This is a genomic window from Klebsiella sp. OBRC7 (assembly GCF_000293135.1).
GTDB lineage: Bacteria > Pseudomonadota > Gammaproteobacteria > Enterobacterales > Enterobacteriaceae > Klebsiella > Klebsiella michiganensis.
On record NZ_ALNJ01000027.1, the window covers coordinates 210,311 to 232,635 of the forward strand.

A 22,325-nucleotide genomic window follows, 5' to 3' on the forward strand; every position below is an offset into this window, starting at 1 on the left:
AACGCTCGTCACTTTACGCGCGTTAGAGGCAGGAGAAAAACCAACCGTCAGACACGCTCCGTCATCGCAGGCAGCAATTGTTCAATCACGTCGATAATACTTCTTACCCGCGGTGGGATAAAGCGAGCGTCAGGATAGACCGCATAGAGAACGCGATCGGGTAATCGCCAGGCGGGTAATACCGGTACCAGCCTGCCGCAATGCAAAGCGTGGGCCGCGAGGGGAAACTGCATGCCACCGATACCAATACCGGACTCCAGCGCCTGCAGCAGCGCTTCGCTGGTGTTAGCCCGAAACACGGTATTGACTTTCACATCGACCGTTTTATCACCCGAGACCAGCCGCAGCGGCGCGTCCTGCGCGATGCCGCTGAAACGTACGTGCGGATGGGCGGCCAGCTCGCTAACGGCATGCACCGTTTTAAAACCGGGGGCGGCAAAGAGTGCAGTTTCAATACGCGCAAGCACACGCGCCGCACTCCCCGGCGGCGGTTCACTGCTCAACCGCAGCGCGACATCCACCCCTTCAGCAACCAGATCGGCAATGCGGTCATCAAGGGAAAGCGTCAGACGCAGCTCGGGGTGCATTTTCTGCAGCGCCAGCAGATGCGGCAAAAAGAGCTGCCCCAGACCGCTCGGCAGCTGCACGTGTACCCGGCCTTGCCACTGGCGATCGGTTGGCTGTAAGCGCCTTTCCGCTTCATGCATGGCTTCCAGCAAAAGCTGCATATCGCGCCGGTAACTTTCTCCCTGCTCGGTCAGCGCCATCGCACGCGTCGTTCGGTGCAGCAACACCACCCCAAGCTCCTCCTCAAGCGCCGCGATCTGCTGACTGACGGCGGATTGTTTCATCCCGCACTGGCGGGCTGCCGCTGAAAAGGATCCCGCTTCTACTACGCGCAGGAAGGTGGCAATGGCGTTGAGCTTATTATTCATTTAATGATTCTGCTTATAAGTACCATCAGTTTTACGGGATATGCGTGAAAAAAATAATATACCACACTGCCTCTGTCACCCATCCTGGAGAAGCAACGTGAATAAGATACCGCAACCCAAAATCGCCCTGGTCGCCGGCGCCAGCGGCATTGTTGGCAGAGAGCTGGTGAAAACGCTGTTACGCAATCGCTGGGAGGTTATCGGCCTCAGCCGCCAGGCATCGCCCCACCTGGAAAACATCCCCTTTATTCATGTCGATTTACTGGATGCGCAGCACAGCGCGCAAAAACTGCATTCGCTCAACGGCGTCACCCACATTTTTTACAGCGCATGGGCCAACGCCGGGAACTGGGCGGAAATGGTTGAACCGAACGTCACCATGCTGCGCAACCTGGTCAGCAACATCGAGCAAACCGCACCGCTACGGACGGTAAGCCTGATGCAGGGATACAAAGTGTACGGCGCGCATCTTGGTCCGTTCAAAACCCCGGCGCGTGAAAGCGATCCCGGCGTACCCGGGGCCGAATTTAACGCCGCTCAGCTCACCTGGCTCAGCCATTTCCAGCGCGGAAAAACGTGGCACTGGAACGCGATCAGGCCGGGCGTGGTCGGCAGCACGGTGCCCGGCAACGCCATGAATCTCGCACTCAGCATCGCGATCTATGCTTCGCTATGTAAAGCGCAGGATCTACCGCTGCGTTTCCCCGGTTCGGAAAAAACCTGGCACAGCATCGTCGATCATACGGACGCCGGGTTGCTGGCTGATGCCACGCTCTGGGCCGCGACCTCGCCAACGGCGCAAAACCAGGCGTTCAACGTCAATAACGGCGACATCTGGCGCTGGTGCGAGCTGTGGCCGCGCATCGCGAGCTGGTTTGAACTGGCATCCGCCCCGCCGGTCAGAGTGTCATTGCACCAGCTGTTTGTGGATTACCGCGCGTACTGGCGCGAACTGGCCGGGCAGAGTCTGGTGGAAGCGGACATCTTAAGGCTCAGCGACGGTAAATTTGCTGATTTCGTCTTTGGCTGGAACTACGACATGTTTGGCGATGGCAGCAAACTTCGCCGGGCGGGCTTCACTGAAATGCAGGCCACCGACGACATGTTTTTCCGCCTGTTCGCTCAGCTGAGAGCCGCGCGGATTATCCCCTGAATCAGCATGCTTTAACCGTCAGCCGGCGTCGCGCGAGCAACCCACGATTCAGTTTTTCGCCTCTTCCTCGCGCGCCCTGGTATCTGGGGTAATGATTATTCCAGGACGTAAAAAAGCCGGGTTCTCCCGGCATCATGATTTACCAACCATTTTCTGCGTATAAATACAAAACGTAGTGGATGATATTACTCCAAATTGCAGCATCCTTATGCTTCTGATGATTTCAGGGTACAGAAAGGTATCCGCTTCGATACGCTGGCAAAAATGTGCCAGGCGCTGGAGTGCCAGCCAGGCGATATTCTCGCCTGGCTGGCGGATTAACGCCCTTTCTCGATCGTGCAGGCCCACTGCTGGCTCATGCTGCTCTGGCTGGTGGCGATTTGCAGCGACAGGCTGGCGTCAAGGGTATGCGTGACGCTGTATTCAAGCACCACATCATCCAGATCGCGGGCGACGCGCTCAATGCGAAACAGAGCCTGGCCGGGTTCAATATTGAGCAATCCCGCCGTGCGGCTATCGCAGCACACCGGCGTATAGCGTTCCGTGGCGTTGGCCGGCGAGTAGCCGAACGTTTCCCGCAGCTGCTTATACAGCGATCGGCTGCCGTCCACGTGACTCAGATCGTTATAGATACGGCCATTAAGCCAGGTCAGCACATGGCCAACCGGCCGGTCGCCCTGCACTAACAGCCGCTCCAGACGCATCAGCTGGCAGCCTAAATCCAGCCCCATTTGCTCCGCCACCTGGCGGTCGGCCATGGTCGAAATCAGCGACAGAACTTCCACGGCTATCTCGCCCGGCGGAGCAAAGGTCGTCAGTACGTCCGGGAGGTCGGTGTAGTATTTCTGCAGCGCATCGCGGTTAATAAAGGTCCCTTTACCCTGTTCGCGGTACACCATGCCAATACTGGCCAGCGAATCTATCGCCTGTTTAATGGTACCGCGCGCGACCTTAAACTCCCCGGCGAGCAGCAGTTCGCCCGGGAGTTTATCGTCATAGGTAAAAGAGAGGATCCGCTGCAGGATAACGTCTTTTATCCTTAAATAGAGAGGGAGTCCATCCGACTCAAACATACTTGTGCTCCAACTCAGAGGTAGTGTATCTGGCTCCTGTAAGCGCTAAGTATATCCTGATTTATCTCCTGATTACCGTCTATGTTTGCGCTGGCGAGAATGGGCGGCGTGCGCGCATTTTCCAGCATGATTTCGCAAATACGTAATACCAGGCTGTTGGCAATGGTCGCGCCCATAATGGTGGAGAGCGGCGCGGCTTTTTGCGCCATCCCCGGCAGGCTCACCGCCGCATCGCCATACTCGCAGTGGTTATCAATGGTGATATCGGCCACATCCACCAGCAGCTTGCCGCTGGAGTGGCGCGACGTCACGCGCGCCGCCGTCGCCAGGCTGGTAATCGCGATAACCTTTGCGCCGCAGGCTTTCGCCGCCAGCGCGACATCAATGGTAATCGCGTTGCGTCCCGACACCGAATGGATCAGCAGCGTATCTTCAGCCCTTAGCGGCGACTGCTCCACCAGTACCCGACCGAGGTGCTCCACATTTTCCACCGCGCTGGTGAGGGTTAACGGCCTGACGTTAAGCATCAGCGCAGGCGTAAAAAGCGGATTGATGATGGCCAGGCCGCCCGCGCGATAGCTCATCTCCTCCGCCAGGATCCCGGCGTGGCTGGCGCCAAAGACGAAGATGTTGCGCTGCCCCATAATGCTGTGGGACATGATTTCCGCCGCCCGGGTGAGTTCATCGGGGCGCTGTTCAAGAAAAGCCAGCTTCTGGCGGATCTGACTGTAGTACTGTTTCAGGGCCTGACTCATAGACTTCCTCCCGATATCAGAACGCCAGCAGGCGGGTCAAAAGATGAATGACTGGCGCGAGGACAAACATATCGCTGTCGCCTGCCCATAGCGCGGTATCCGGGATCGTATTGTCGATAAAACCGGTGACGCAGAAATACTGCCCCCAGGCGACCACGGTCGAGGTGATAAACCCCGCCAGCAGAGCGCCTTTATAGCCTCCGGTAATATTGCCGAAGACCCCCGCCGTACCGGCATGAAAGAAGATCACAATCATGCTGGGAATAAAAACGTAGCCGGTATAGCGGCCAATCAGGGTCAACCACAGCAGCGAGCCGACGAAAGCGCCGACAAACCCCAGCACCACCGCGTTTGGCGCAAAGTTAAACAGTATCGGGCAGTCCAGCGCCGGTTTTGCGCCGGGTACCAGCCGCGAGCCGATGCCGTTAAACGCCGGCACCATTTCGCCAATAAACATCCGTACCCCGAGCAGCACGACGGCAATGCCGCCGGTAAACATCAGCGATTGTTTGAGGGCATAGATGTAGAAGCTCAGGTCACCGGATTGCGCCAGGATCTCCGCCGCTTTCGGCGTACCTTTAATCTGCAGAATAAAGGTGCCAATAAAGAACAGCAGCGCCATGGTCAACGCCGTCACCACGTTGGAGTCGCGCAGAAAACCCAGCTTTTTAGGGACTTTGATATCTTCGGAGCTGATTTTGTTGCGGGCGAAAATCTGGCCAAAAATTGCCCCCAGCAGCGCGACGGAGGCGGAAGTATGCCCCAGTGCCACGTTGTCGTTGCCGGTGATTTTTCGCACCCAGGGCTGAACCAGCGCGGGCTGTAGGGTCCAGTAGAGCCCCATAATCACCGTCAGCATCAGCGTCAGCTGCACCGCTGAAATAGCGGGCTCGGTGTTCACCATCACCCCGGCAAAGATCATCGTCGTCCAGAACATCATATGTCCTGTCAGGTAGATGTATTTAAAGCGCGTCAGCCGGGCCAGCAGCAAATTGATGGCGAATCCGCCGGCAATGGCGATGGTCACGCTGCTTCCGTAGCGTTCGCTGAAGCGCGCCTGGCCGATAATATTGGTCAGGTTCATTGAGCTGAGACCGAAAACTTCGGTCCAGATCGGCTGAAATATCAGCAGCGCGGAGACGATAATCCCGGCCCCAGCGCCGATGATTAGAAAGCCCAGAATGCCTTTCAGGGTGCCGGACACAATGTCCGCCAGCGATTTCTTTTGCAGCACCAGCCCCAGCAGCACAATCAGGCCAATTAAGATCGACGCTTCACCAAATATATTGATGGTGATCCAGCGCAGCACGCCAAGAAACTCGCTCATGACGGCTCTCCTGCGGGCAGAATTTTCGCCTGGGTCAGCGCCGCGGTGATTTCGGCGTTATCGATATAGTTGTTCACCACCACCACCGGACAGGACAGATGCTTAAGGTTGTCCACCAGCTCTGCGTTGGTTATCACCACATCGGCGTTGGCCGAAGCGGCGGAAGAGACATCCATATGTTCCACGGAGGCCTGAATCCCGTGCTGTTTTAACACCGCCTCAACGTTCATTTTTAAAATCAGGCTGGAGCCCATACCTAAACCACAGACTGTCAGAATTTTCATCGCTATTCACTCCGTGTTCATCACGCTACAAACGCTGCGAGCCGCTGGCTAACAGCCGATAAAGTTGTTCTGGATCGTTCGAATGCATCAGGGTATGCAGGTTATTTTCATCGCTGAGTACGGTCACGATATGCTGGATAAGGTGGATATGGGCATCGCTGCTGGTTGCCGAAAGCCCCAGCACCACCTGCACCGGGTCGTTTTCCGCATGACCAAACGCCAGCGGTTCACGCAGCCTGACCGCGCTGATCTGCGCTTTCAACGCCCCCTGCTCCGGGCGGGCATGCGGCAGCGCCAGCCCGGGGGCAATGACAAAATAGGGGCCCAGCTCGCGGTAGCTATTGACCATTGCCTGGACGTATTGCGGGCTACAGGCTCCCGCGCGGCACAGCGCGTTCCCCGCCTCGCGGATGGCCTCCTCAGGGGTAGCGGCCGGGCAGTCTACACGTATTGCCTGACGATCAATCATAAGAGGCTCCTTGCGCTAAATGCTGGCGGATGGAAACCAGCGTAGTCTCCAGCGACCGCTGGACGAACGCGCGCCCTTTCTCTTCGCTGGCGGCAGTCGGATCGCCAAGCACCGCATAGTCAGAAAACTCGGTCCAGGGTATCGGCTGATAGCGAAAATTGTTCGGGAAAGCCGGATAGTGCGCGCGGGCGTTGGTCATGGTGACGAACTCCGGCGCCAGCGCCAGCATCAGCGAGGTTTCGACCTCATCAGCATGCATATAGCCGGGGTAAGCCACCGCAGTGGTTTGCCGTCGTTTTACCTCCTCCTCCATCCCCGCCCAGCTATAGCTAAGCAAGGTAATACCCTGCTCTTTTAGCTGCCGGGAGGCCGCTTTCATCGCATCAAAATTGCCGTAATGCGCGTTAATCACCGCCGTGGTGGTGATACCGTAGCTGGCCATGTTTTCCGCCAGCGACACCAGTAGCGATGTCAGCCGTTCATGACCGATATCAATCGCGCCCGCGTGGCCGCGCAGGGACCAGACCTGGCTGTAGGAAACAACCGGCAGGCTCAGGGCGCACTCGCCCAGCTGCTCATCAAGCAGCGCGCAAAACCGCTCGGCCAGCAGGTTATCGGTATCCAGCGGCAGGTGGTCGCCGTGCGGCTCGACGGCGCCGAGCGGCAGTAAGGCGATCCGCGCCTTTTGTAACGCCCGCCGGGCCTCGCTTTCATTTAAACGATACAGCTTCATAACATCTCCTCAGGCAAAAGCGAGGTAACGCGCCGGGTTGTCGACAAAGAAATCATGCAGCAGCGCTTCGCCGTCAAACCCGGCTTCCCGGGCCTCGTCAATGAATCTTGGCCGCCAGTCGCTAAGGATAAATTTCAGCCCCAGCCCCCCTTTGCCGTAATGCGCGCTCATGGATTTACGGGCAAAATCGCCGCCGATTAAGATCTGCTTTTGATAACCGCGCTGGCAGAGCGCCAGGATGGCCTGGGTACGGATGTGCTCGGGATGATATTTTATGCGGCTGATACCGTCGAAAGAGAGAAACGCCCCGGTGTTGGCGATTTGACGGTGCAGCCAGGGATCGGGGTTACGATCCATATGAGCAAAACATAAGCGGGAGAGATCCAGCCCCCATTTTTTGAAGAGCTGCGCCTGCTCGAGTCCCATCGTCCCCATTTCCGTATGGCTGTGCATCGGCGCCCCGGTGCGCTGCTGGGCGCGAACGATAACCTCCATGGTTTTTTGTTCCAGAGGGGAAATGGCGTTATAGCCGGTACCGCACTTCACCACGCCGGCCCGATGTTCGGTGCCCTCTATCCCCTCAGTGACCTCGCGACAGACGTGCTCAACCAGTTCATCAACGTCTGAATGTGCAATCCACTCGGCGAAAGTCTGCGCGGAGCCCGGCCGCTTGCTGCTCCACAGAAAACCTTTGTTAAAACCCGCAGTGGCGATAATGTGCAGCTGCTGGCGCTGCGCCATGGCGGCGACGGCTGCGGCCTGACGGCCATAATCCGGCGCGGTGGCGTCGTAGATGGCGTTACCACCCGCCCGGCGGAAGTCGCTTAATTCACGCTCTGAAGCCTGCGGATCGTCGAGTAACAAATCATCATCCTGACGCTCTGCCCAATAGGGCGGAATACAGTAAATATGGTCGTGGCTGTAGGTGACGCCCAGCTGATTAGCGGAAATATCCCCGTTTAACGTTCGAATGATTCCCATGATTCTTGCTCCCCGGAACGGATAAGAAGGTGCTTTCAACATAGGCGCGCCCCACTTGACCAGTCAAGTGATCAGGTTCGCATCAATCATATTAAATTCTTATCTGTGAGGTAGGTCGACATTAACATTTATGTGACGTTGTCACATAAATAGATTCGGGATAAAAAAACCGTTACTCATGGAAAAAAATACGTACCCCAGGTGAGTTAATTAAATTTATGTTACTTAAATTCAATGGGATACACACTCACAAAGCCAATGCATTCCTGACTAATAATCCATAGCTTTGATTAAAATGTTTAATTGAATGAATCGATAAAGAGAGTATTGTTAAAAACAATGATGAGCGGAGATAAATAAATGTTACGTGATTTTTTGAAGGTAGAAAAAGAGGATCGTCTGGTCGAACAACAGGACGCCTGCAGCGGTAAAGCGAATTCAACGGACGTCACCGAATGGATTATTGTGAATAAAAATGGTGATAAAAAAGGCCGGGTGGCGTTATTCAATCAATTTACCACCCGCCGTTCCTATTGCGTGAATTACCGCATCACCCAGTTTGATAATAGCGGCAAAGTGGTTGTCGACCGGCTGGCGGAATCAATCTGATCCCGGGGAACGTTATCACGCCGGCGTCCCGCGCCTTTAGCCCGGCCCGTCGCTGGCGGCGGCCAGCAGCGGCACAATCACATCGCTTAATGGCGTGGGGATATGGTGAATACGGCCATATCGCTGAACAACCCCGTTGCGAATATCCCACTCAAGCGGCAGCCCGGCCTCGCGATCCGTCAGTATTGAAGTGCTTAAATCCGGAGGCGCACGGTGAAAACCGGTGAGAATTTCCTGCGGCACGCCGTCGTCCAGGCTGGCGCCTGCGGCGCGCGCCACCGTCAGCCCCTCCTGCAAATAGGCTAAAGCAAGCGCCGTAATATCGTCGCGGGCAAACATCCCTGCCCGCCTCCCCGCCAGCACCATCAGACCGGCGACCGCATTCTGCAGCAGTTTACGCCACGCAACGGAGAGAAAATCCGCGCTGATATCCACTTCACAGCGCGTGTCCCGTAGCGCGTGCCGCACCCGCTCGGCCCCCTCAACATCCGGCAGCGTCAGGCGCGGTTTTGCCCGCAGCCAGACTGACGCTTCAGGTTCACGCTGGGCGGGGAACCAGACGACCGATGGCAGCACGTCCGCTTCCGCCACGTACGGCGCGAATAGCGTTTTTTGTTCAACGCCGTTTTGGAGTACGCAGACTACCGTTCGATCGTGACACAGCGCTTGCAGCCACGGTGCAATAGCCGCAATTTGTGTCGCTTTTACCGCCACAAATACCAGGTCGTACGGCGCAGCGACCGAGGCCGGTTCCGTCAAGACTGGCCCCGGCACCACAATATTTCCGCCATCAAAACGCAGCGACAGCTGCGGGTGCGCGCGGCGGCCGCATACCAGAGGCGTACGGCCAACCTCGTGCAGCGCCGCGGCGATGGTGGTACCAATTGCGCCTGGACCGATCAGCGCAACGGCGGGTTCTTCAACTGTCATCTATGCCTCCAGGCCGCTTCCGGCCCCTGAGATTTCATTGGTACGTAACATAAACGCGACTTCGTTCGCATTACCATTTTATTCATATGGGTAATCTGAATGTGTGTGTCAGCGTACACACTTTTCACCATCAACAAGGAAGGTACATGTTTCCAGAATACAGAGAGCTGATTACTCGATTGAAAACCACGCATCCGCGCTTTCAGTCGCTATTCGAAAAACATAATGCACTCGATCACGACATTTCCCGCATAGAAGGAGTCGATGGCAAAGGATACAGTCTCGAGCTTGTACAGATGAAGAAAGAAAAACTTATGTTGAAGGACGAAATGCTCAAAATCCTCCAGCATGAAAGCCTGATGTAAACGATAAGGCCGTCGGATGGCGGCCTTCTTATAGCACCAGTTTACGAGCGAATAAACGCCAGCAGATCGGCGTTAATCACATCGGCGTGCGAGGTATGCATACCGTGCGGAAAGCCGGGATAAATTTTTAGCTGGCTGTTCGGCAGCAGCTTATCCTGCAGTATCGCGGCGTTTTGATAAGGCACAACCTGGTCGTCATCGCCCTGCATCACCAGCACCGGCAGCGTAATGGCTTTTAAATCTTCGGTCTGGTCAGTTTCAGAAAACGCCTTAATCCCCTCATAGTGCGCTTTTGCGCTACCGGTCATGCCCTGCCGCCACCAGTTCTGAATTGTGCCCTGGGACACCTCCGCGCCATCACGGTTAAAGCCGTAGAACGGCCCGGACGCCACGTCGAGATAAAACTGAGAGCGGTTGGCGGCCAGCGCTTTGCGAAAACCATCAAATACCTCGATTGGCGTACCGCCCGGATTGTTCTCCGTTTTTACCATAAGCGGTGGAACCGCGCTGATCAGCACCGCTTTAGCCACGCGCCCCTGCGGCTGGCCATACTGCGCAACGTAGCGCGCGACCTGCCCGCCGCCGGTGGAATGCCCGATATGCACGGCGTTACGCAGATCCAGATGCTCCGCCACCGCTGAGGCATCGGCGGCATAATGATCCATATCGTGACCGTCACTCACCTGATCTGAACGACCATGACCGCGTCGGTCAATCGCAATCACCCGGAACCCTTCTGCCAGGAAAAACAGCATCTGGTTATCCCAATCATCGGCGCTTAAGGGCCAGCCATGATGAAATACGATCGGCTGCGCCTCCTTCGGGCCCCAGTCTTTAAAGAAGATATTGACGCCGTCTTTGGTTGTCACAAATGCCATGTTACAAACTCCTCTCGTGAGAAAACAAGGCTGCGGGCCTGACGCCTGCAGTGGGTCGGGTATAAAGGTCGGATACTCAGCCTTAACGAGCGTGTCTCGTCAGGTTTGAAAGTGATGCGCAGAAAAAGTGTAGATGATTTTTGTGATGCCGGAGATGCGAAGAGAATTCGACAAATGGGCTGTAAACAGCCCACTTAAGCATGCAGAAAGGAAAATTTAACGCAGCACGAACTTAATAACGCCGGATGGTTATCGTTTCGGCTCCCGCCTGGTCGAGCGCGGCGAGTCCCTCCTCTATCCGCCCGAGGCTTATCAGCCCGGGGGAGTGGCGAAAATCCTTGCGAAAAATGGCCAGATTGCCCCACGGCGCGTAATAGGCGATGTCGCCGCGCCGTGGGGTCATTGATGCGCCAGAATCCGCGCGGTGCAGTTTCGTCGGCAGCCAGGCGATTTTTTCCGTGGAACCATAATCCTCGAGCTTCACCGTCATCGGCAGCTGCGCCAGGAACTCATTAGCCGCTGCGCTCTCATCCAGCGAGCCGACAACCGTGGCGCCATTGAACTCAAACTGAATCTTCACCGCGTTCTCCCGCCCGACGGCAAATGCCGCCCCCATCGTAGCAATAAAAATCAATAGCGTGGCGCCAAGAGAGTTGAACATCCCCTCACCCTGCCAGGCGACGAGCGCGCAGGACTTCACTCACCACCGCTACCGCTGAAAAGGCATTTGGCCAGCCGGCATAGAAAGCGGCATGCGCAACGATCTCCCCCGCCTCTTGCGCAGTGAGGCCGTTATCCATCGCCCGGTTAAGGTGGTAGCCAATTTGCGCGCTTTGCCCGGCGGCAATCAGCGCGCTGACCGTGACCAGGCTGCGGTCGCGCGGCTTCAGCCCCGGTCGCTGCCACAGGTCAAGAAACAGCGGTTGAGTCGTAAACTTTACCAGTCCAGGGGAAATCGTGCCGAAGTTCTGTTCTACGGTTGTTGAACGCTGGTTTTCCACCGCCTGATTAAGAGGGAGCAGCTGCGGGGAGGCAGCAGCCAGCTGCTCGCGGCCAATGCCGCGCGCGACAAAAATATCTTTCGTCACCGCAACGGCGGCCATCGCGTTGGGCCAGCCGGAATAAAAAGCCAGATGAGTGATGATCTCTGAGATTTCAGCCGCCGTGACGTCGTTATCCAGAGCAACCTCAACGTTATGTTTTAGCTCCGCCGGCTGATTACGGGCGATAAGAATCGCCACGGTCACGATGCTGCGGTCGCGACGCGAGAGTTCTGTTCTCTGCCAGAGATCCCCTATCAGCACCTCGCTGCCGAAACGGGCAAGCGCCGGCGCGACGGATTGAATATCCTCAGCGGACAATACGGATGGACTACGTGGAGCCATTTTTTCACCTCTTTTTTCTTCTGCCAGGGCTGACGCGCCCAGCATTAACGACATTGCAGCTACGGCAATAAGAGCTTTCATCCTGAACACCTTCCCGGCACGTTAATTCTTCAGCCTTTCCACCAGTTGACGCTGGTATTCAGGCAGTTGATCGCGGCTGGCGCGCTGAAAAACCAGCGGAGGCAGCCAGGTCATTCCCGCATGCAGCGCGCTGGCCTTCATTGGCGTAAAGACGTCGGCCAGGCTGACGCCCGTTCGCCCGGTCTCGCCGTATGTCGTGTCACCGCCTGCGGCCGTCGTGACAATCAGCATCTCTTTGCCCTGCCATACTCCCGGCCCTACGCTGCCCCAGGTATCGTTCAGCCAGGCCTTCATCATCGGGGTGATGTTGAACCAGTGGGTCGGGAAGATAAACACGATGCGCGAGTGTTCCCGCATGAGCCGTCGCTCTTCATTGGCATTGATATTTCGGGTATCAAAACCGTAAAGCGCCTCGAGATTGCGTACGGTCACGCCGGGTACGCTTTGCGCTGCGGCCTCAAGACCTTTGGTCATGACCGATTGCTCAGGATACGGATGAGAGACGATAACCAGCGTGTTAGCCTCTGCGGCGCGGCTGGTAGAGGTAAAGCTAAACAGAAACGCGGTGACGGCCAAAAGCCAGAACAGACCGGGAATACAGCGGTGCGAATAGTTCATCAAGCTCTCCTTCTCTTTTGCCACAGGGTAAGGCGCGGAATAAGAAGGAGCCAGCCCTCGCTATCGAATGGGGCTGTGAGTTATTTTCATCAATCGGGCTACAGACCGAGCGGCTTCATTTCCCGCACAAGGGAGATTAACAGGCGCAGCCCGGTGGGAACCTGATGACGGCTGGAGTAATAGATATAGAATCCCGGTCCGTATGAGGCCCAGTCGGTCAGCACCAGACGCAGGTGCCCTGCGCTGACGTGCTCTGCTATCAGCGGTTCCGGCGCCAAACCCCTGCAGAATGGCCACCACGCCCGTCTCCGCCAGATCGACCGTTAACAGCGGCGGTACTTTGACGGTGAGCTGCTCTTCGCCACGTTCAAACTCCCATTTATAAATGCGGTTGTTTCCCAGACGATTACTGACGCAGCGGTGCTGTTGAAGATCGTGAGGATGCCGGGGCTCGCCAAAGCGGGCAAGATATTCCGGGGATGCAGCGACCACCCAGCGCACATCGGCGGACAGCCGCTGCGCCACCATATCTTCAGGCACGGTTCCGCCATAGCGGATCCCTGCGTCAAACCGCGCTTCCATTACATCAACAATGCGGTTGCTGGCCACGATATCCAGCTCAATATCGGGGTAACGTTCAGCAAAAACAGGCAGGACCGGGGCCAGCAGCAGCGTGGCCGCCTCAACGGCGACGTTGAGCCGAATATGTCCCGCAGGCGAGTCGCGAAACTGGTTGAGCTGTTCAATCGCGCCATCTATGGCGGCCACCGGCTCGCTCACCGCGCTGGCCAGACTCTCGCCTGCCGCCGTCAGGGTTACGCTTTTGGTCGTACGGTTCAGCAGACGCACGCCCAGCCGCGCCTCAAATCCCTTGATCGCGTGGCTCAGCGTCGATGCGCTCACCCCAAGTTCAACGGCAGCTTTACTAAAACTCTGATGGCGGGCGATGGCGAAAAAATAGACAAGATCGGCCATGTCGGCACGGGTTACATTCATACTGTCTCGCTGACTGGATAGACTTTAAGCTGAAAAAACAACGTTACTTTGATGTGATGGCGTATCGTGACGTTGATCCGACCAGGAAAATCAAAGACCTGGATGCACGAGCAATCTTCCGGGCGGTATGTTTATACTACAGGCGTCAGCCTTGATAAACTGACCTTCCGACCGGAGATAAACCCATTTTATCCGCCAGAGGCGCATTTATGTTACCTGATTGCGATAAAGCCATCGTCCTGCTGCATGAAATCTACGGCATCAACGCGCATATTCAGCGAACCGCCGCGACCTGGCGCAGCCGCGGCTTCGATGCGTACACGCCAGCGCTTTTCCCTCACTCTGCGCCGTTCGCCTATGAGCAGCAGGAGCAGGCCTGGCGCCACTTTTCCGATAACGTCGGATTTGATACCGCCGCCATCGTGTCGCTGCTGGCCGAGCTAAGAGCGAAATACGGCACGCTAATCCTTATCGGCTACAGCGTGGGCGCCACCTTAGCCTGGCTGGCCGCCAGAAGCGGACTCTGCGACGGTGCGGTTTGCCACTACGGTTCACGGATCCGCCAGTACTGCGATGCGGCGCCTCCGTGCCCAACGCAGGTGATTCTCGCCCGCCATGAACCGGCGTTCGATCCCCGCGACCTGCAAAACGAGCTGGAGAAATACCCCTCCGTGACCTGCCGGATGTTCAATGCGCAGCACGGCTTTTGCGATGCCGACAGTCCGGCGTGGGATGCGCGCCTTGCGCAGCAGGCGGACGAACACACGCTGCGGTTTTTAACGCTTATTCAGCAAAGACAGGAGGCCTGATGCATTAGATATTTCAATGGATTAACGAACCCGCGACATGGTCAGAAGAGGACGGCGAACTGCGCGTAGTGACCGATGCGCAAACCGACTTCTGGCGCGAAACCTGGTACGGGTTTGAGCGTTTTTCCGGGCATATCTACGCCACGGAAGCCGCGGGGGATTTCACCTTTCAGGTAAGGGTGCGAGCAGATTTCAGTACGCTATATGACCAGGCTGGGATCATGTTAATGCAGGACGCCAGGCGCTGGATTAAGGCCGGTATCGAGTACAACGACGGTGCGCCCGCTATCGGTAGCGTACTGACGCAGGGAACATCAGACTGGGCAACCGGTATTTTCCCGGGCGACCCCGGTGAGTTCTGGCTGCGCCTGACCCGCCGCGGAGAAGCGCTGCGCCTGCAGTATTCAACGGATGGCCAACTGTGGCCGCTGCTGCGGCTGTGCCCTTTTCCGGGCGGCGCGGCGAAGGTCGGCATCATGTGCTGCACGCCACAGCGCAGCGGCCTGCGGGTGACTTTCGACCAGATATCACTGCTGCCGCCGAATGATAAAGATTTGCACGATCTGAGCTGAGCAGCCGGCTCACGCGCGGGCAAAATCGCTGAAGAATCGCGACGGAGGTATGATTTCTGGCTCCTCGGGCTGCCCGTGCTCGCGCCTTGCTGCTAGATTGGCAGCAGCAACCTTCAGGCGAAAAATGAGGAGGAGTCATGTTTTCCTACATCATGCTCGGCACTAACGATCTGCCGCGCGCGATTCGTTTTTACGACCCGTTGATGGAGATGCTGGGGCAGCCCCGGAGCGGCCGCAGCGAGCAAGGCGCATCGTGGGGGACATTCAGCGGAAACCGCACCATCGGGCTGTGCGTTGGCAAACCGTTCAACCAGCAGCAGGCAACAGCGGGCAACGGCGGTATGGTGGCCCTGAACGCACGCTCGGTTGAGCATATTCAGCAGCTGCATCAGCTGGCGCTACGCCTGGGAGGAAGTGATGAAGGCGCCCCAGGACACCGTCCGCAGTACGGTGAAGGTTTCCACAGCGCCTACGTCAGAGATCCGGACGGCAATAAGCTGGCGTTTGTTTATTACGCAAACGCAGACTAAGCCCCACGCCGGAAAGTTAAGGCAGGGTTAGCGCATGGCGAAACCCTGCGCATCTCTCAATATCGCGACGGATGCTCTCAGCCAGATGATTCGATTTCGGCAAATGGCCATGCAAATCGCGGCCTTGTCTGCATCAGCCTTCCGTAAACATTCCCGACCTGAACGTTTCCCTCATGGCTTCGATCTCTTCCTGACGGGCCGCCTTTAAGGCAGACAGCATATTGCAGGTAAAATCCACAAAGCCTACGCCGTTGGCGGTCACCAGGTTGCCGTCGCGAACCGAAGGCACGTTTCTGTACCGTGCGGCACCGCTGTAGGCTGACCCCGCCCGGCTCTGCAGGTAGGCCAACCCGTTCGAGGTGTGGTCGACATCATTGAGAAAGCCATGCGCGCCAAGAAAGGCCGAAGCGTCGCATATCGCGCCTACCACGATCTGCCGGGCCTGCGCTTGTTCTACCAGAGGCACAACCCGGCGGGCCTCCTCTCCCCACCAGTTCATTCCGCCCACCAGCACCAGCGCGGCGTAATCATCGGGTATCGTCTCGAAGGTATAATCCGGCAGGCAGCGCACCCCGCCAATTGACCTCACCGGCCCCTCATCGGCAGCCACGGTTCTGACTTCGTATCGCGGTTCCCATACGCCAAACCCGCGGCGCAGCCCCGGTGCCAGCAGCGCGAACTCCCAGTCGGCGTACTCCTGGATGAGGACAAACAGCACTTCTTTACGCGTATCCATAGACATCGCACTTTCCTTTTATTAACAGAATTTGCCGTCGCAGCATCCGGGGTACCGATGGACACTATCGCCGTACTGCCGCCAAAAACTGTATAAATTCACAGTGTAAAAGGCAAGGCTATTTTGCCCCTTGCGGCAACCCGAATCGATTTTTGCGAGTCAGCTCCCCGGATAGAAAACTATCCGGGGCAATGGCTATCGTCTCCTGCGCGCTGAGCCCGCGTTTAATGAAATAGGCCTGCGCGCCAGGAGAACCTCCCTCGTGATGTACAGCGTATATCCCTCCGGCCGCAGCCTGGGTGCCCGCAGTTCTTTCAGCGTAATACCGACGATATCTCCCGATTGAAGACGTTGACGGATTGCGCTACCGCTAAGCCGCAGCGCTCGTCTCAGGACCGACAGCAGGCTGGTCTGAAAGGCGCGCGTGACTCTGACATCCACCCTCACCTGAGAAGCGCGAACAAGGTTGATGCACCAGCGTTCCTGAACCACAAAGTCAGGCGTACCCGATAGCGCCGCGCGATTACGCCGCAGAACGACCGGATCGTGAGAGTAAGCTTCGACGGCAGATTTATCGTTAGCGATAAATCGCGCGTAGAGCTGCGGATTGATTTTGCTGACGGGCAAACGCGAGAACAGGCTGATGTTCCAGGTATACGCGCAGCGCACGCACTTATAGATACTCCAGACATCGAGCACTTTTTTTTGCGAGTTGACCCGGAAGGCGCCGGATGGGGTGAAATCCTGCTGCCCATGACAGGCGGGGCAGCGCTTGCTAATCAGCTGATAGCCGACTGGCCTGACGTTCCATGTAATTTTCATGGTGAACCTTTTTTAACCCATACAAAAGCGGATCCGTCGAAAACGGACCGTGATTTTTGCGATGTGAAAAATATTTAGAGGATACTTTTCAGTGGGTTAAAAAAAGATTTCCAACGCGACGACCCTGTCTGACCGTGAATGAATGCGTTCAAGAGTAGCAAAGCGGCAAGCGGGCTAAATATGCATTAAATCAATAAATATATAGAAATCATTCACAAACGACGTTGTTTACCTTCTGTTCACAAAACGAGAAGCGGCTCACTGATCAAACAAACCTAAACGTTTATGTTTAGCCTCATAAACGTTTAGGTCAAGGAAATAGCCGTCTGTATCGCGGGTAATTTCATAAATGCAGAGAGCGAGATATGCGTAAAGCAACGATGCGGGATGTGAGTGAAGCGACGGGATTTTCTATGTTTACCGTTTCACGCGCGCTAAACGGTGGCGATGGCGTTGCTGACGACAGCCGGGAGCTGATTTTAAAAGTGGCGCGAGAACTCGGCTACGTACCTAACCGCGCGGCACAGGCGCTACGCCGCTCAAGCAGGGACTCGGTGGCGGTGATTACCGCCCATGCCTCGAACTCTTACTACCTCAACCTGATGTCCGGTATTCAGCAGATGCTGCAGCCGTCGCAGTGGACCGTTGTGCTTGGCGATATCGCGGTCAACGGTACCTACGACCGCGCGCAGGAAGATCGCATGATTAACCGCCTGATCGAGTCGCGAATGGCCGGGATCATTTCGACGGTGACGCTTCAGCCGGAAAGCCTGAGCCTGCTGGCGAAATGGGATATTCCGGTCGTCTTCGTTGACTCACCTCCCCGCGGCGAGCACAACTTTCCCAGCGTCACGACCGACAATTATCAGGCCAGCCTGCTGGTGGGGAACCATCTGGCGCAGCACGGCTATAAAAGCTGGCTGCTCCTCATCTACCCGGACCGCTGGACCACGCGTTTTGAACGCGAGCGCGGTATCCGCGAGGCCGCAGAGCGCTGCGGCGCAACGCTTGAAGTTGTCGAAACGGAGAACGACGCGCAGTCGGCTGCGGACACCCTGAGCCGATACCTGGACCGCCAGACATCGCTGCCGGACGCGCTTATTGCCGGTAACAACCCTATTCTGCTGGGTTCACTTAAACAGCTTCAGCAGCGCCAGATAGCCATCCCCGACGATATGGCGCTTATCGCCTACGATGAATTCGACTGGGCGCCGCTATTAAATCCGCCGCTAACGGTGCTCAATGAAAACAGCGAAGAGATTGGCAGGCAGTCGGCTGAAATGCTTATCCAGTTAATTAATCCGGAAGGAAAAGGAGAAATTAATACCCAGCGTAAAGTTCCCGCCGAACTGGTTATTCGCCAGTCCTGCGGCTGTAGAAAATAAATAACCATTAAAAAAGAGACAATTGAGATTGCTGACAACGTATCGCCCGGACGGCATTGCCCGGCGGCGCTTCCCCTGCACGGGCCGACAGAAATGGCGCTTGCGGTTTTCGTCGGCCGGGTAAGGCGCCACCCGACAAAAAAGCGGGCTACGGCGTGCTATACGCGCTCATCATTTTAGCGATGTAAATAACGGCTGAATTTCAGTCGCTACCGAAAAACAACATCAGGGGATTATTTCTGAGGCTTCCCCACACCTGGCCGTACCTTATACCACACGATAATGAAAGGAGCAGAATATGACCAAACTTCGCAAAGCATGGCTGGCTGTCGCGGTTAGCGCGGTATTCACCACCATGACAGGGTTTATTCCCGCAGCCAGCGCCGCGCCGCAGGATGGCAAAAAAATCTCCCGCATCGGCTTAATGGTGCAGGACATGTCCAACCCCTTCTTCTCGGCAATGGAAAGGAACGCTAAGCAGGCCGCGGCGCAAATCGGCGCAACCCTTAACGTACAGGATGCGCAGGTCGATCTGGCAAACCAGAACACGCAGATTGACGCGTTTATTCAGCAGAAAGTGGATCTCATCATTATTTCCGCCGTCGATGAGTCCGGGATCGAGCCGGCCATTCAGCGGGCAAAAGCCGCCGGAATTATTGTTATCGCGGTCGATACGCCCGCGAAAGGCGCAGACGCGGCGGTCATGACCAACGCCATCCAGGCCGGGGAAACCTCCTGCGAATACCTGTTCAGCCAGATGGGCGGCAAAGGCAAAGTGCTGTTGGTGGATGGCACGCCGATTCAAACCATTATCGACCGCATCAAAGGCTGTAAAAACGTCGCGCAAAAATACCCGGATATCAAAATCGTCGGCCAGCAGGCATCGCGCAATGACCGCGCTTCCGGCCTGATGGTGACCACCGACATGCTCACGGCCAATCCGGACGTCGCCGGTATTTTCGGCATGAACGATCCTTCCGCGCTCGGTGCGGTACTGGCCGTTGAACAGGCGGGCAAAGCGGGCGCGATCAAAGTTACCGGCGTCGACGGTAGCCCGGAAGCGGTTGAAGAACTTAAGCGCAGCGGCTCGCCGTTTATCGGTACCGCAACGCAAAATCCGGGCGAAATGGTGCGCCAGGCCATCACGCTTGCTCAGGATATGGTCGACGGCAAACCGATCGCCTCTCATACCGTCCTGATCCCCAGCGTACTGGTCACCCGCGATAACGTCGACAGCTATCCGGGCTGGTAATCACTTCGTCACTTTAAGAGGCAAAAACGGGATGACGCTCAGGTTCATCCCGGAGGGCAAAGACAATGGCCGATACAACATCACCTCCCTTGCTCAGGCTGGAAGGGATTTCAAAACGCTACGGTGCGACCCTGGCGCTGAACAACGTACGCTTTGATTTATTCGCCGGAGAGGTCCATGCCCTGATGGGGGAAAACGGCGCGGGCAAATCCACGCTGATGAAGATCCTCTCCGGTAACGAGCAGCGCGATAGCGGCGTTATTTTTATCGACGGGCAGGAGATTGATATTCGCACGCCCAGGGATGCCCGCAAATATGGCATCGCCATTATCCACCAGGAGCTGAATACGGTTCCCGATATGACGGTGGCGGAAAACCTGTTTCTCGGCCAGGAACCGACCGCTTTCGCCGGTATTCTCGATCGCAAACGGATGCACCGGGAGGCCAGAGAGAAGCTGGATCGGATTAACGCAGACATCGACCCGCAGGCGCCGCTCGGCTCGTTGAGTATCGGGCGTCAGCAAATGGTCGAGATCGCCCGCGCCGTCAGTGAAAACGCCAAAGTGCTGGTGCTTGATGAGCCGACCGCCGCCCTGTCGCGGGCGGAGACTCTCCAGCTATACCGGCTGATCGAGCAGATGCGTCAGGATGGCGTCGGGATGGTCTATATCTCGCACCGCATGGAAGAGGTATGGCAGCTGGCAAACCGGGTCACGGTCTTCAGGGACGGCACGTGGATCGGCACGGAAATCCTCGGCAACGTCTCAACCACCGATGTCGTCCGCATGATGGTCGGCCGGCAAATCGTCGATCTCTATCAGCACGAGCCGCGTACGCCCGGCAAGGTACTGCTGGAAGTCAGGGATCTGGCAGGCAGTGCGACCGGCCCGGTCTCCTTTGAGGTCAACGCGGGCGAAGTGGTCAGCATGTCCGGTCTGGTGGGCTCCGGGCGAACCGAAGTCGCTCGCCTGCTCTTCGGCGCCGACCCGCGCACCCGGGGAAGCGTGCGCATTGACGGCCGGACGAGCAATCCGGCAGACCCCACCGCCGCTATCGCCGACGGTATCGGGATGGTGACCGAAGACCGTAAAACTCAGGGACTGTTTCTCGGGCATTCGGTTGAGCACAACATTGATATCAGCTCGCTGGATAACTTTGTCGCCGGCGGCGTGGTGAAACGCAAGACGATTCGCGCCGCCGTCCTTGAGCAGATGCGCAGGCTGCGGCTGCGGGAAAATGCGGTTGAACTGCCCGTCAGCGCCCTGTCCGGCGGAAACCAGCAGAAAGCGGCGCTGGCGCGCTGGCTACTGCGCGATTCGAGGCTACTTATTCTCGATGAACCGACTCGCGGCGTGGATATCGGCGCCAAAAGGGAAATCTACGAACTGATCGACAAGCTCGCCCGCGCCGGGAAAGCCATTCTGGTGATCTCCTCCGATTTACCGGAGGCCATCGGCATTAGCGACCGCGTGCTGGTCATGCGCGGCGGGCGAATCGTTCATCAGTTACCCTCGTTTTCAGCCACGGAAGAAGAAGTGATGCTGCACGCAACAGGAACCTTTACCAGTCAATCCGGAGAATGCCATGGACAACAATAAACCTGTGACGGAACTGCCGGTCAAAGCGCCGTTTGATTTTGCGAAATGGTGGGATCGGGTGGGGATCTTAATCGTTCTGCTGGTGCTGCTGATCCTGATGTCCACCTTCGCGCCAAACTTTAACCGCGTCGATAATCTGCTGAATATCGCCCGCTCGATTTCCGTCAACGCTATTCTGGCGGCGGGCATGACCTTCGTCATTTTAACCAGCGGCATTGATTTATCCGTCGGGTCAATCGTCGCGGTTTCCGGCGTCGTCTCAGTGGTCGCGGCGATGGCCGGGCTCCCCGCGCCGCTGGCGATTCTGGCCGGCGTTGGCGTGGGCGCGCTGTGCGGTCTGCTTAACGGCGTGCTCACCGCCTATCTCGCTCTCGCGCCCTTTATCGTCACTCTCGGCACCATGACCTTCCTGCGCGGTATGGCCTACACCATTACCGAAGGGCAGCCTATTGTGTCGAGCAGCCTGAGCTTCCGCGAGCTGGGAAATGGCTATCTTGCCGGTATCCCCGTGCCGGTCATTATTATGCTGATTGTTTATCTGCTGGCGTGGTTCATTCTTGAGCGCACGCGGTTCGGCCGTCATATCTATGCCGTCGGCGGCAACGCCCAGGCCGCGCGCCTGGCCGGCGTACGGGTCAAACGCGTGCTGGCGGCGGTCTACATGATTGCCGGCGTCTGCGCGGGTCTGGCAGGCATTATCTTCGCCGCCAGGGTGATTTCCGCCCAGCCCACGGCGGGTACGGGATATGAGCTGGACGCCATTGCGGCGGTGGTGCTGGGAGGCACCAGCCTGGCCGGTGGACGCGGGCGGATTATCGGCACCCTGATTGGGTCAATTATTCTTGGCGTACTCAGCACCGGCCTGATTCTGCTGAGCGTGCCCTTTTTCACCCAGCTATTGATTAAAGGCATCGTCATCATTCTTGCTGTGGCGATTGACGGGCTGAAGCAGCATCCGGAGCTGTTTACCTTCTGGCGGAAAAAAGAGATCGCCCGTACCCGCTAGCTTTCCCTGACGCTTTGTTTATCCGCCGCGCTGGCGGCGGGTC

At 57.0% G+C, this 22,325-nt stretch carries 26 protein-coding genes and 1 pseudogene; 11 read left to right on the plus strand and 16 right to left on the minus strand.

From position 1 onward, the window contains the following. Positions 1-47 precede the first annotated feature (47 nt). The gene (locus HMPREF1144_RS06990; protein WP_009652248.1) at positions 48-935 is read right to left on the minus strand and encodes a LysR family transcriptional regulator; all 888 of its coding nucleotides are present in this window, start codon (positions 933-935) and stop codon (positions 48-50) included. A gap of 97 nt (positions 936-1,032) precedes the next feature. Here HMPREF1144_RS06990 and HMPREF1144_RS06995 point away from each other — a divergent pair, with 97 nt between their 5' ends. Both HMPREF1144_RS06995 and HMPREF1144_RS07000 read left to right on the plus strand, forming a co-directional pair. Continuing rightward, positions 1,033-2,088, plus strand: a complete 1,056-nt coding sequence (locus HMPREF1144_RS06995; protein WP_009652181.1) for an SDR family oxidoreductase — start codon at positions 1,033-1,035, stop codon at positions 2,086-2,088. A 195-nt stretch (positions 2,089-2,283) separates the two neighbouring features. Then, complete coding sequence (locus HMPREF1144_RS07000) at positions 2,284-2,409, plus strand: helix-turn-helix domain-containing protein (protein WP_009652257.1); 126 nt, start codon at positions 2,284-2,286, stop codon at positions 2,407-2,409. On the opposite strand, the gene HMPREF1144_RS07005 is transcribed toward HMPREF1144_RS07000, so the two are convergent. From HMPREF1144_RS07005 to HMPREF1144_RS07035, 7 genes are read right to left on the minus strand one after another with little or no spacing between them, the layout of a single operon-like run. Then, positions 2,406-3,161 carry a GntR family transcriptional regulator gene (locus tag HMPREF1144_RS07005; protein ID WP_004851009.1) on the minus strand — a complete coding sequence of 252 codons (756 nt, stop codon included), beginning with the start codon at positions 3,159-3,161 and terminating at the stop codon, positions 2,406-2,408. The genes HMPREF1144_RS07000 and HMPREF1144_RS07005 overlap by 4 nt on opposite strands. A gap of 14 nt (positions 3,162-3,175) precedes the next feature. After that, the gene (locus HMPREF1144_RS07010; protein WP_009652212.1) at positions 3,176-3,916 is read right to left on the minus strand and encodes a sugar isomerase domain-containing protein; all 741 of its coding nucleotides are present in this window, start codon (positions 3,914-3,916) and stop codon (positions 3,176-3,178) included. 16 nt (positions 3,917-3,932) lie between these two features. After that, entirely contained in the window at positions 3,933-5,243 is a 1,311-nt protein-coding gene (locus HMPREF1144_RS07015; RefSeq protein WP_004851013.1) for a PTS ascorbate transporter subunit IIC, read from the minus strand. Further along, complete coding sequence (locus HMPREF1144_RS07020) at positions 5,240-5,527, minus strand: PTS sugar transporter subunit IIB (protein WP_004851015.1); 288 nt, start codon at positions 5,525-5,527, stop codon at positions 5,240-5,242. The genes HMPREF1144_RS07015 and HMPREF1144_RS07020 overlap by 4 nt, the downstream gene beginning before the upstream one ends. 25 nt (positions 5,528-5,552) lie before the next feature. Further along, positions 5,553-5,996, minus strand: a complete 444-nt coding sequence (locus tag HMPREF1144_RS07025; protein ID WP_009652194.1) for a PTS sugar transporter subunit IIA — start codon at positions 5,994-5,996, stop codon at positions 5,553-5,555. After that, a complete protein-coding gene (locus HMPREF1144_RS07030; RefSeq protein ID WP_009652198.1) occupies positions 5,989-6,729 on the minus strand; it encodes a creatininase family protein in 741 nt (246 codons plus the stop codon). The genes HMPREF1144_RS07025 and HMPREF1144_RS07030 overlap by 8 nt, the downstream gene beginning before the upstream one ends. A gap of 9 nt (positions 6,730-6,738) precedes the next feature. Continuing rightward, on the minus strand, positions 6,739-7,710 hold the full coding sequence (locus tag HMPREF1144_RS07035; RefSeq protein WP_004851020.1) for a phosphotriesterase: 972 nt from the start codon (positions 7,708-7,710) through the stop codon (positions 6,739-6,741). 360 nt (positions 7,711-8,070) lie between these two features. Between HMPREF1144_RS07035 and HMPREF1144_RS07040 the strand changes: the two genes are divergently transcribed. Next, on the plus strand, positions 8,071-8,319 hold the full coding sequence (locus tag HMPREF1144_RS07040) for a hypothetical protein (RefSeq protein ID WP_009652204.1): 249 nt from the start codon (positions 8,071-8,073) through the stop codon (positions 8,317-8,319). Positions 8,320-8,355: 36 nt separating this feature from the next. On the opposite strand, the gene HMPREF1144_RS07045 is transcribed toward HMPREF1144_RS07040, so the two are convergent. Beyond that, on the minus strand, positions 8,356-9,249 hold the full coding sequence (locus tag HMPREF1144_RS07045; RefSeq protein ID WP_004851026.1) for an oxidoreductase: 894 nt from the start codon (positions 9,247-9,249) through the stop codon (positions 8,356-8,358). Positions 9,250-9,395: 146 nt separating this feature from the next. Here HMPREF1144_RS07045 and HMPREF1144_RS07050 point away from each other — a divergent pair, with 146 nt between their 5' ends. Then, positions 9,396-9,614 carry a YdcH family protein gene (locus tag HMPREF1144_RS07050; protein WP_009652282.1) on the plus strand — a complete coding sequence of 73 codons (219 nt, stop codon included), beginning with the start codon at positions 9,396-9,398 and terminating at the stop codon, positions 9,612-9,614. Positions 9,615-9,655: 41 nt separating this feature from the next. Here the strand turns inward: HMPREF1144_RS07050 and HMPREF1144_RS07055 are convergent, their stop codons facing one another. The 5 genes and pseudogenes from HMPREF1144_RS07055 to HMPREF1144_RS07075 all read right to left on the minus strand — a co-directional run bounded on the left by HMPREF1144_RS07055 (position 9,656) and on the right by HMPREF1144_RS07075 (position 13,572). Continuing rightward, the gene (locus HMPREF1144_RS07055) at positions 9,656-10,492 is read right to left on the minus strand and encodes an alpha/beta fold hydrolase (protein ID WP_004851030.1); all 837 of its coding nucleotides are present in this window, start codon (positions 10,490-10,492) and stop codon (positions 9,656-9,658) included. A gap of 232 nt (positions 10,493-10,724) precedes the next feature. Beyond that, complete coding sequence (locus HMPREF1144_RS07060) at positions 10,725-11,153, minus strand: cyclophilin-like fold protein (RefSeq protein ID WP_009652125.1); 429 nt, start codon at positions 11,151-11,153, stop codon at positions 10,725-10,727. Positions 11,154-11,157: 4 nt separating this feature from the next. Beyond that, positions 11,158-11,958, minus strand: a complete 801-nt coding sequence (locus HMPREF1144_RS07065; RefSeq protein WP_009652211.1) for a carboxymuconolactone decarboxylase family protein — start codon at positions 11,956-11,958, stop codon at positions 11,158-11,160. Between the two features lie 21 nt (positions 11,959-11,979). Continuing rightward, complete coding sequence (locus HMPREF1144_RS07070; RefSeq protein ID WP_009652175.1) at positions 11,980-12,576, minus strand: NAD(P)H-dependent oxidoreductase; 597 nt, start codon at positions 12,574-12,576, stop codon at positions 11,980-11,982. 98 nt (positions 12,577-12,674) lie between these two features. After that, positions 12,675-13,572, minus strand: a pseudogene (locus tag HMPREF1144_RS07075) (LysR substrate-binding domain-containing protein). Between the two features lie 209 nt (positions 13,573-13,781). On the opposite strand from HMPREF1144_RS07075, the gene HMPREF1144_RS07080 reads away from it, so the two are divergent. From HMPREF1144_RS07080 to HMPREF1144_RS07090, 3 genes are all read left to right on the plus strand, one after another. Further along, entirely contained in the window at positions 13,782-14,381 is a 600-nt protein-coding gene (locus tag HMPREF1144_RS07080) for a dienelactone hydrolase family protein (protein ID WP_009652199.1), read from the plus strand. A gap of 8 nt (positions 14,382-14,389) precedes the next feature. Further along, entirely contained in the window at positions 14,390-14,953 is a 564-nt protein-coding gene (locus HMPREF1144_RS07085) for a DUF1349 domain-containing protein (RefSeq protein ID WP_227500425.1), read from the plus strand. A 137-nt stretch (positions 14,954-15,090) separates the two neighbouring features. Next, entirely contained in the window at positions 15,091-15,483 is a 393-nt protein-coding gene (locus HMPREF1144_RS07090) for a VOC family protein (protein ID WP_009652172.1), read from the plus strand. A 133-nt stretch (positions 15,484-15,616) separates the two neighbouring features. Here HMPREF1144_RS07090 and HMPREF1144_RS07095 read toward each other — a convergent pair whose 3' ends face one another. Continuing rightward, positions 15,617-16,225: a DJ-1/PfpI family protein gene (locus HMPREF1144_RS07095; protein WP_004851047.1), complete on the minus strand. Its 609-nt coding sequence runs from the start codon at positions 16,223-16,225 to the stop codon at positions 15,617-15,619. Positions 16,226-16,414: 189 nt separating this feature from the next. After that, positions 16,415-17,041, minus strand: a complete 627-nt coding sequence (locus tag HMPREF1144_RS07100; protein ID WP_009652147.1) for a DUF1062 domain-containing protein — start codon at positions 17,039-17,041, stop codon at positions 16,415-16,417. Positions 17,042-17,406: 365 nt separating this feature from the next. Between HMPREF1144_RS07100 and HMPREF1144_RS07105 the strand changes: the two genes are divergently transcribed. The 4 genes from HMPREF1144_RS07105 to HMPREF1144_RS07120 all read left to right on the plus strand — a co-directional run bounded on the left by HMPREF1144_RS07105 (position 17,407) and on the right by HMPREF1144_RS07120 (position 22,282). Continuing rightward, positions 17,407-18,426: a LacI family DNA-binding transcriptional regulator gene (locus HMPREF1144_RS07105; protein ID WP_004851052.1), complete on the plus strand. Its 1,020-nt coding sequence runs from the start codon at positions 17,407-17,409 to the stop codon at positions 18,424-18,426. 298 nt (positions 18,427-18,724) lie between these two features. Next, on the plus strand, positions 18,725-19,678 hold the full coding sequence (locus HMPREF1144_RS07110) for an ABC transporter substrate-binding protein (RefSeq protein ID WP_009652187.1): 954 nt from the start codon (positions 18,725-18,727) through the stop codon (positions 19,676-19,678). Positions 19,679-19,743: 65 nt separating this feature from the next. Continuing rightward, positions 19,744-21,276: a sugar ABC transporter ATP-binding protein gene (locus tag HMPREF1144_RS07115; RefSeq protein ID WP_009652274.1), complete on the plus strand. Its 1,533-nt coding sequence runs from the start codon at positions 19,744-19,746 to the stop codon at positions 21,274-21,276. Beyond that, entirely contained in the window at positions 21,263-22,282 is a 1,020-nt protein-coding gene (locus HMPREF1144_RS07120; protein WP_004851056.1) for an ABC transporter permease subunit, read from the plus strand. Before HMPREF1144_RS07115 ends, HMPREF1144_RS07120 begins: the two co-directional genes overlap by 14 nt. The last annotated feature ends 43 nt before the right edge of the window (positions 22,283-22,325 follow it).

Coding starts and splice junctions, on each gene's coding strand:
- HMPREF1144_RS06990 (WP_009652248.1), bottom strand. CDS start 935: ATGAATAATAAGCTCAACGCCATTGCCACCTTCCTGCGCGTAGTAGAA.
- HMPREF1144_RS07070 (WP_009652175.1), bottom strand. CDS start 12,576: ATGAACTATTCGCACCGCTGTATTCCCGGTCTGTTCTGGCTTTTGGCC.
- HMPREF1144_RS07045 (WP_004851026.1), bottom strand. CDS start 9,249: ATGACAGTTGAAGAACCCGCCGTTGCGCTGATCGGTCCAGGCGCAATT.
- HMPREF1144_RS07115 (WP_009652274.1), top strand. CDS start 19,744: ATGGCCGATACAACATCACCTCCCTTGCTCAGGCTGGAAGGGATTTCA.
- HMPREF1144_RS07005 (WP_004851009.1), bottom strand. CDS start 3,161: ATGTTTGAGTCGGATGGACTCCCTCTCTATTTAAGGATAAAAGACGTT.
- HMPREF1144_RS07035 (WP_004851020.1), bottom strand. CDS start 7,710: ATGGGAATCATTCGAACGTTAAACGGGGATATTTCCGCTAATCAGCTG.
- HMPREF1144_RS07065 (WP_009652211.1), bottom strand. CDS start 11,958: ATGAAAGCTCTTATTGCCGTAGCTGCAATGTCGTTAATGCTGGGCGCG.
- HMPREF1144_RS07025 (WP_009652194.1), bottom strand. CDS start 5,996: ATGATTGATCGTCAGGCAATACGTGTAGACTGCCCGGCCGCTACCCCT.
- HMPREF1144_RS07030 (WP_009652198.1), bottom strand. CDS start 6,729: ATGAAGCTGTATCGTTTAAATGAAAGCGAGGCCCGGCGGGCGTTACAA.
- HMPREF1144_RS07020 (WP_004851015.1), bottom strand. CDS start 5,527: ATGAAAATTCTGACAGTCTGTGGTTTAGGTATGGGCTCCAGCCTGATT.
- HMPREF1144_RS07090 (WP_009652172.1), top strand. CDS start 15,091: ATGTTTTCCTACATCATGCTCGGCACTAACGATCTGCCGCGCGCGATT.
- HMPREF1144_RS07100 (WP_009652147.1), bottom strand. CDS start 17,041: ATGAAAATTACATGGAACGTCAGGCCAGTCGGCTATCAGCTGATTAGC.
- HMPREF1144_RS07080 (WP_009652199.1), top strand. CDS start 13,782: ATGTTACCTGATTGCGATAAAGCCATCGTCCTGCTGCATGAAATCTAC.
- HMPREF1144_RS07015 (WP_004851013.1), bottom strand. CDS start 5,243: ATGAGCGAGTTTCTTGGCGTGCTGCGCTGGATCACCATCAATATATTT.
- HMPREF1144_RS07105 (WP_004851052.1), top strand. CDS start 17,407: ATGCGTAAAGCAACGATGCGGGATGTGAGTGAAGCGACGGGATTTTCT.
- HMPREF1144_RS07055 (WP_004851030.1), bottom strand. CDS start 10,492: ATGGCATTTGTGACAACCAAAGACGGCGTCAATATCTTCTTTAAAGAC.
- HMPREF1144_RS07120 (WP_004851056.1), top strand. CDS start 21,263: ATGGACAACAATAAACCTGTGACGGAACTGCCGGTCAAAGCGCCGTTT.
- HMPREF1144_RS07010 (WP_009652212.1), bottom strand. CDS start 3,916: ATGAGTCAGGCCCTGAAACAGTACTACAGTCAGATCCGCCAGAAGCTG.
- HMPREF1144_RS07040 (WP_009652204.1), top strand. CDS start 8,071: ATGTTACGTGATTTTTTGAAGGTAGAAAAAGAGGATCGTCTGGTCGAA.
- HMPREF1144_RS07060 (WP_009652125.1), bottom strand. CDS start 11,153: ATGTTCAACTCTCTTGGCGCCACGCTATTGATTTTTATTGCTACGATG.
- HMPREF1144_RS07050 (WP_009652282.1), top strand. CDS start 9,396: ATGTTTCCAGAATACAGAGAGCTGATTACTCGATTGAAAACCACGCAT.
- HMPREF1144_RS07095 (WP_004851047.1), bottom strand. CDS start 16,225: ATGTCTATGGATACGCGTAAAGAAGTGCTGTTTGTCCTCATCCAGGAG.
- HMPREF1144_RS07110 (WP_009652187.1), top strand. CDS start 18,725: ATGACCAAACTTCGCAAAGCATGGCTGGCTGTCGCGGTTAGCGCGGTA.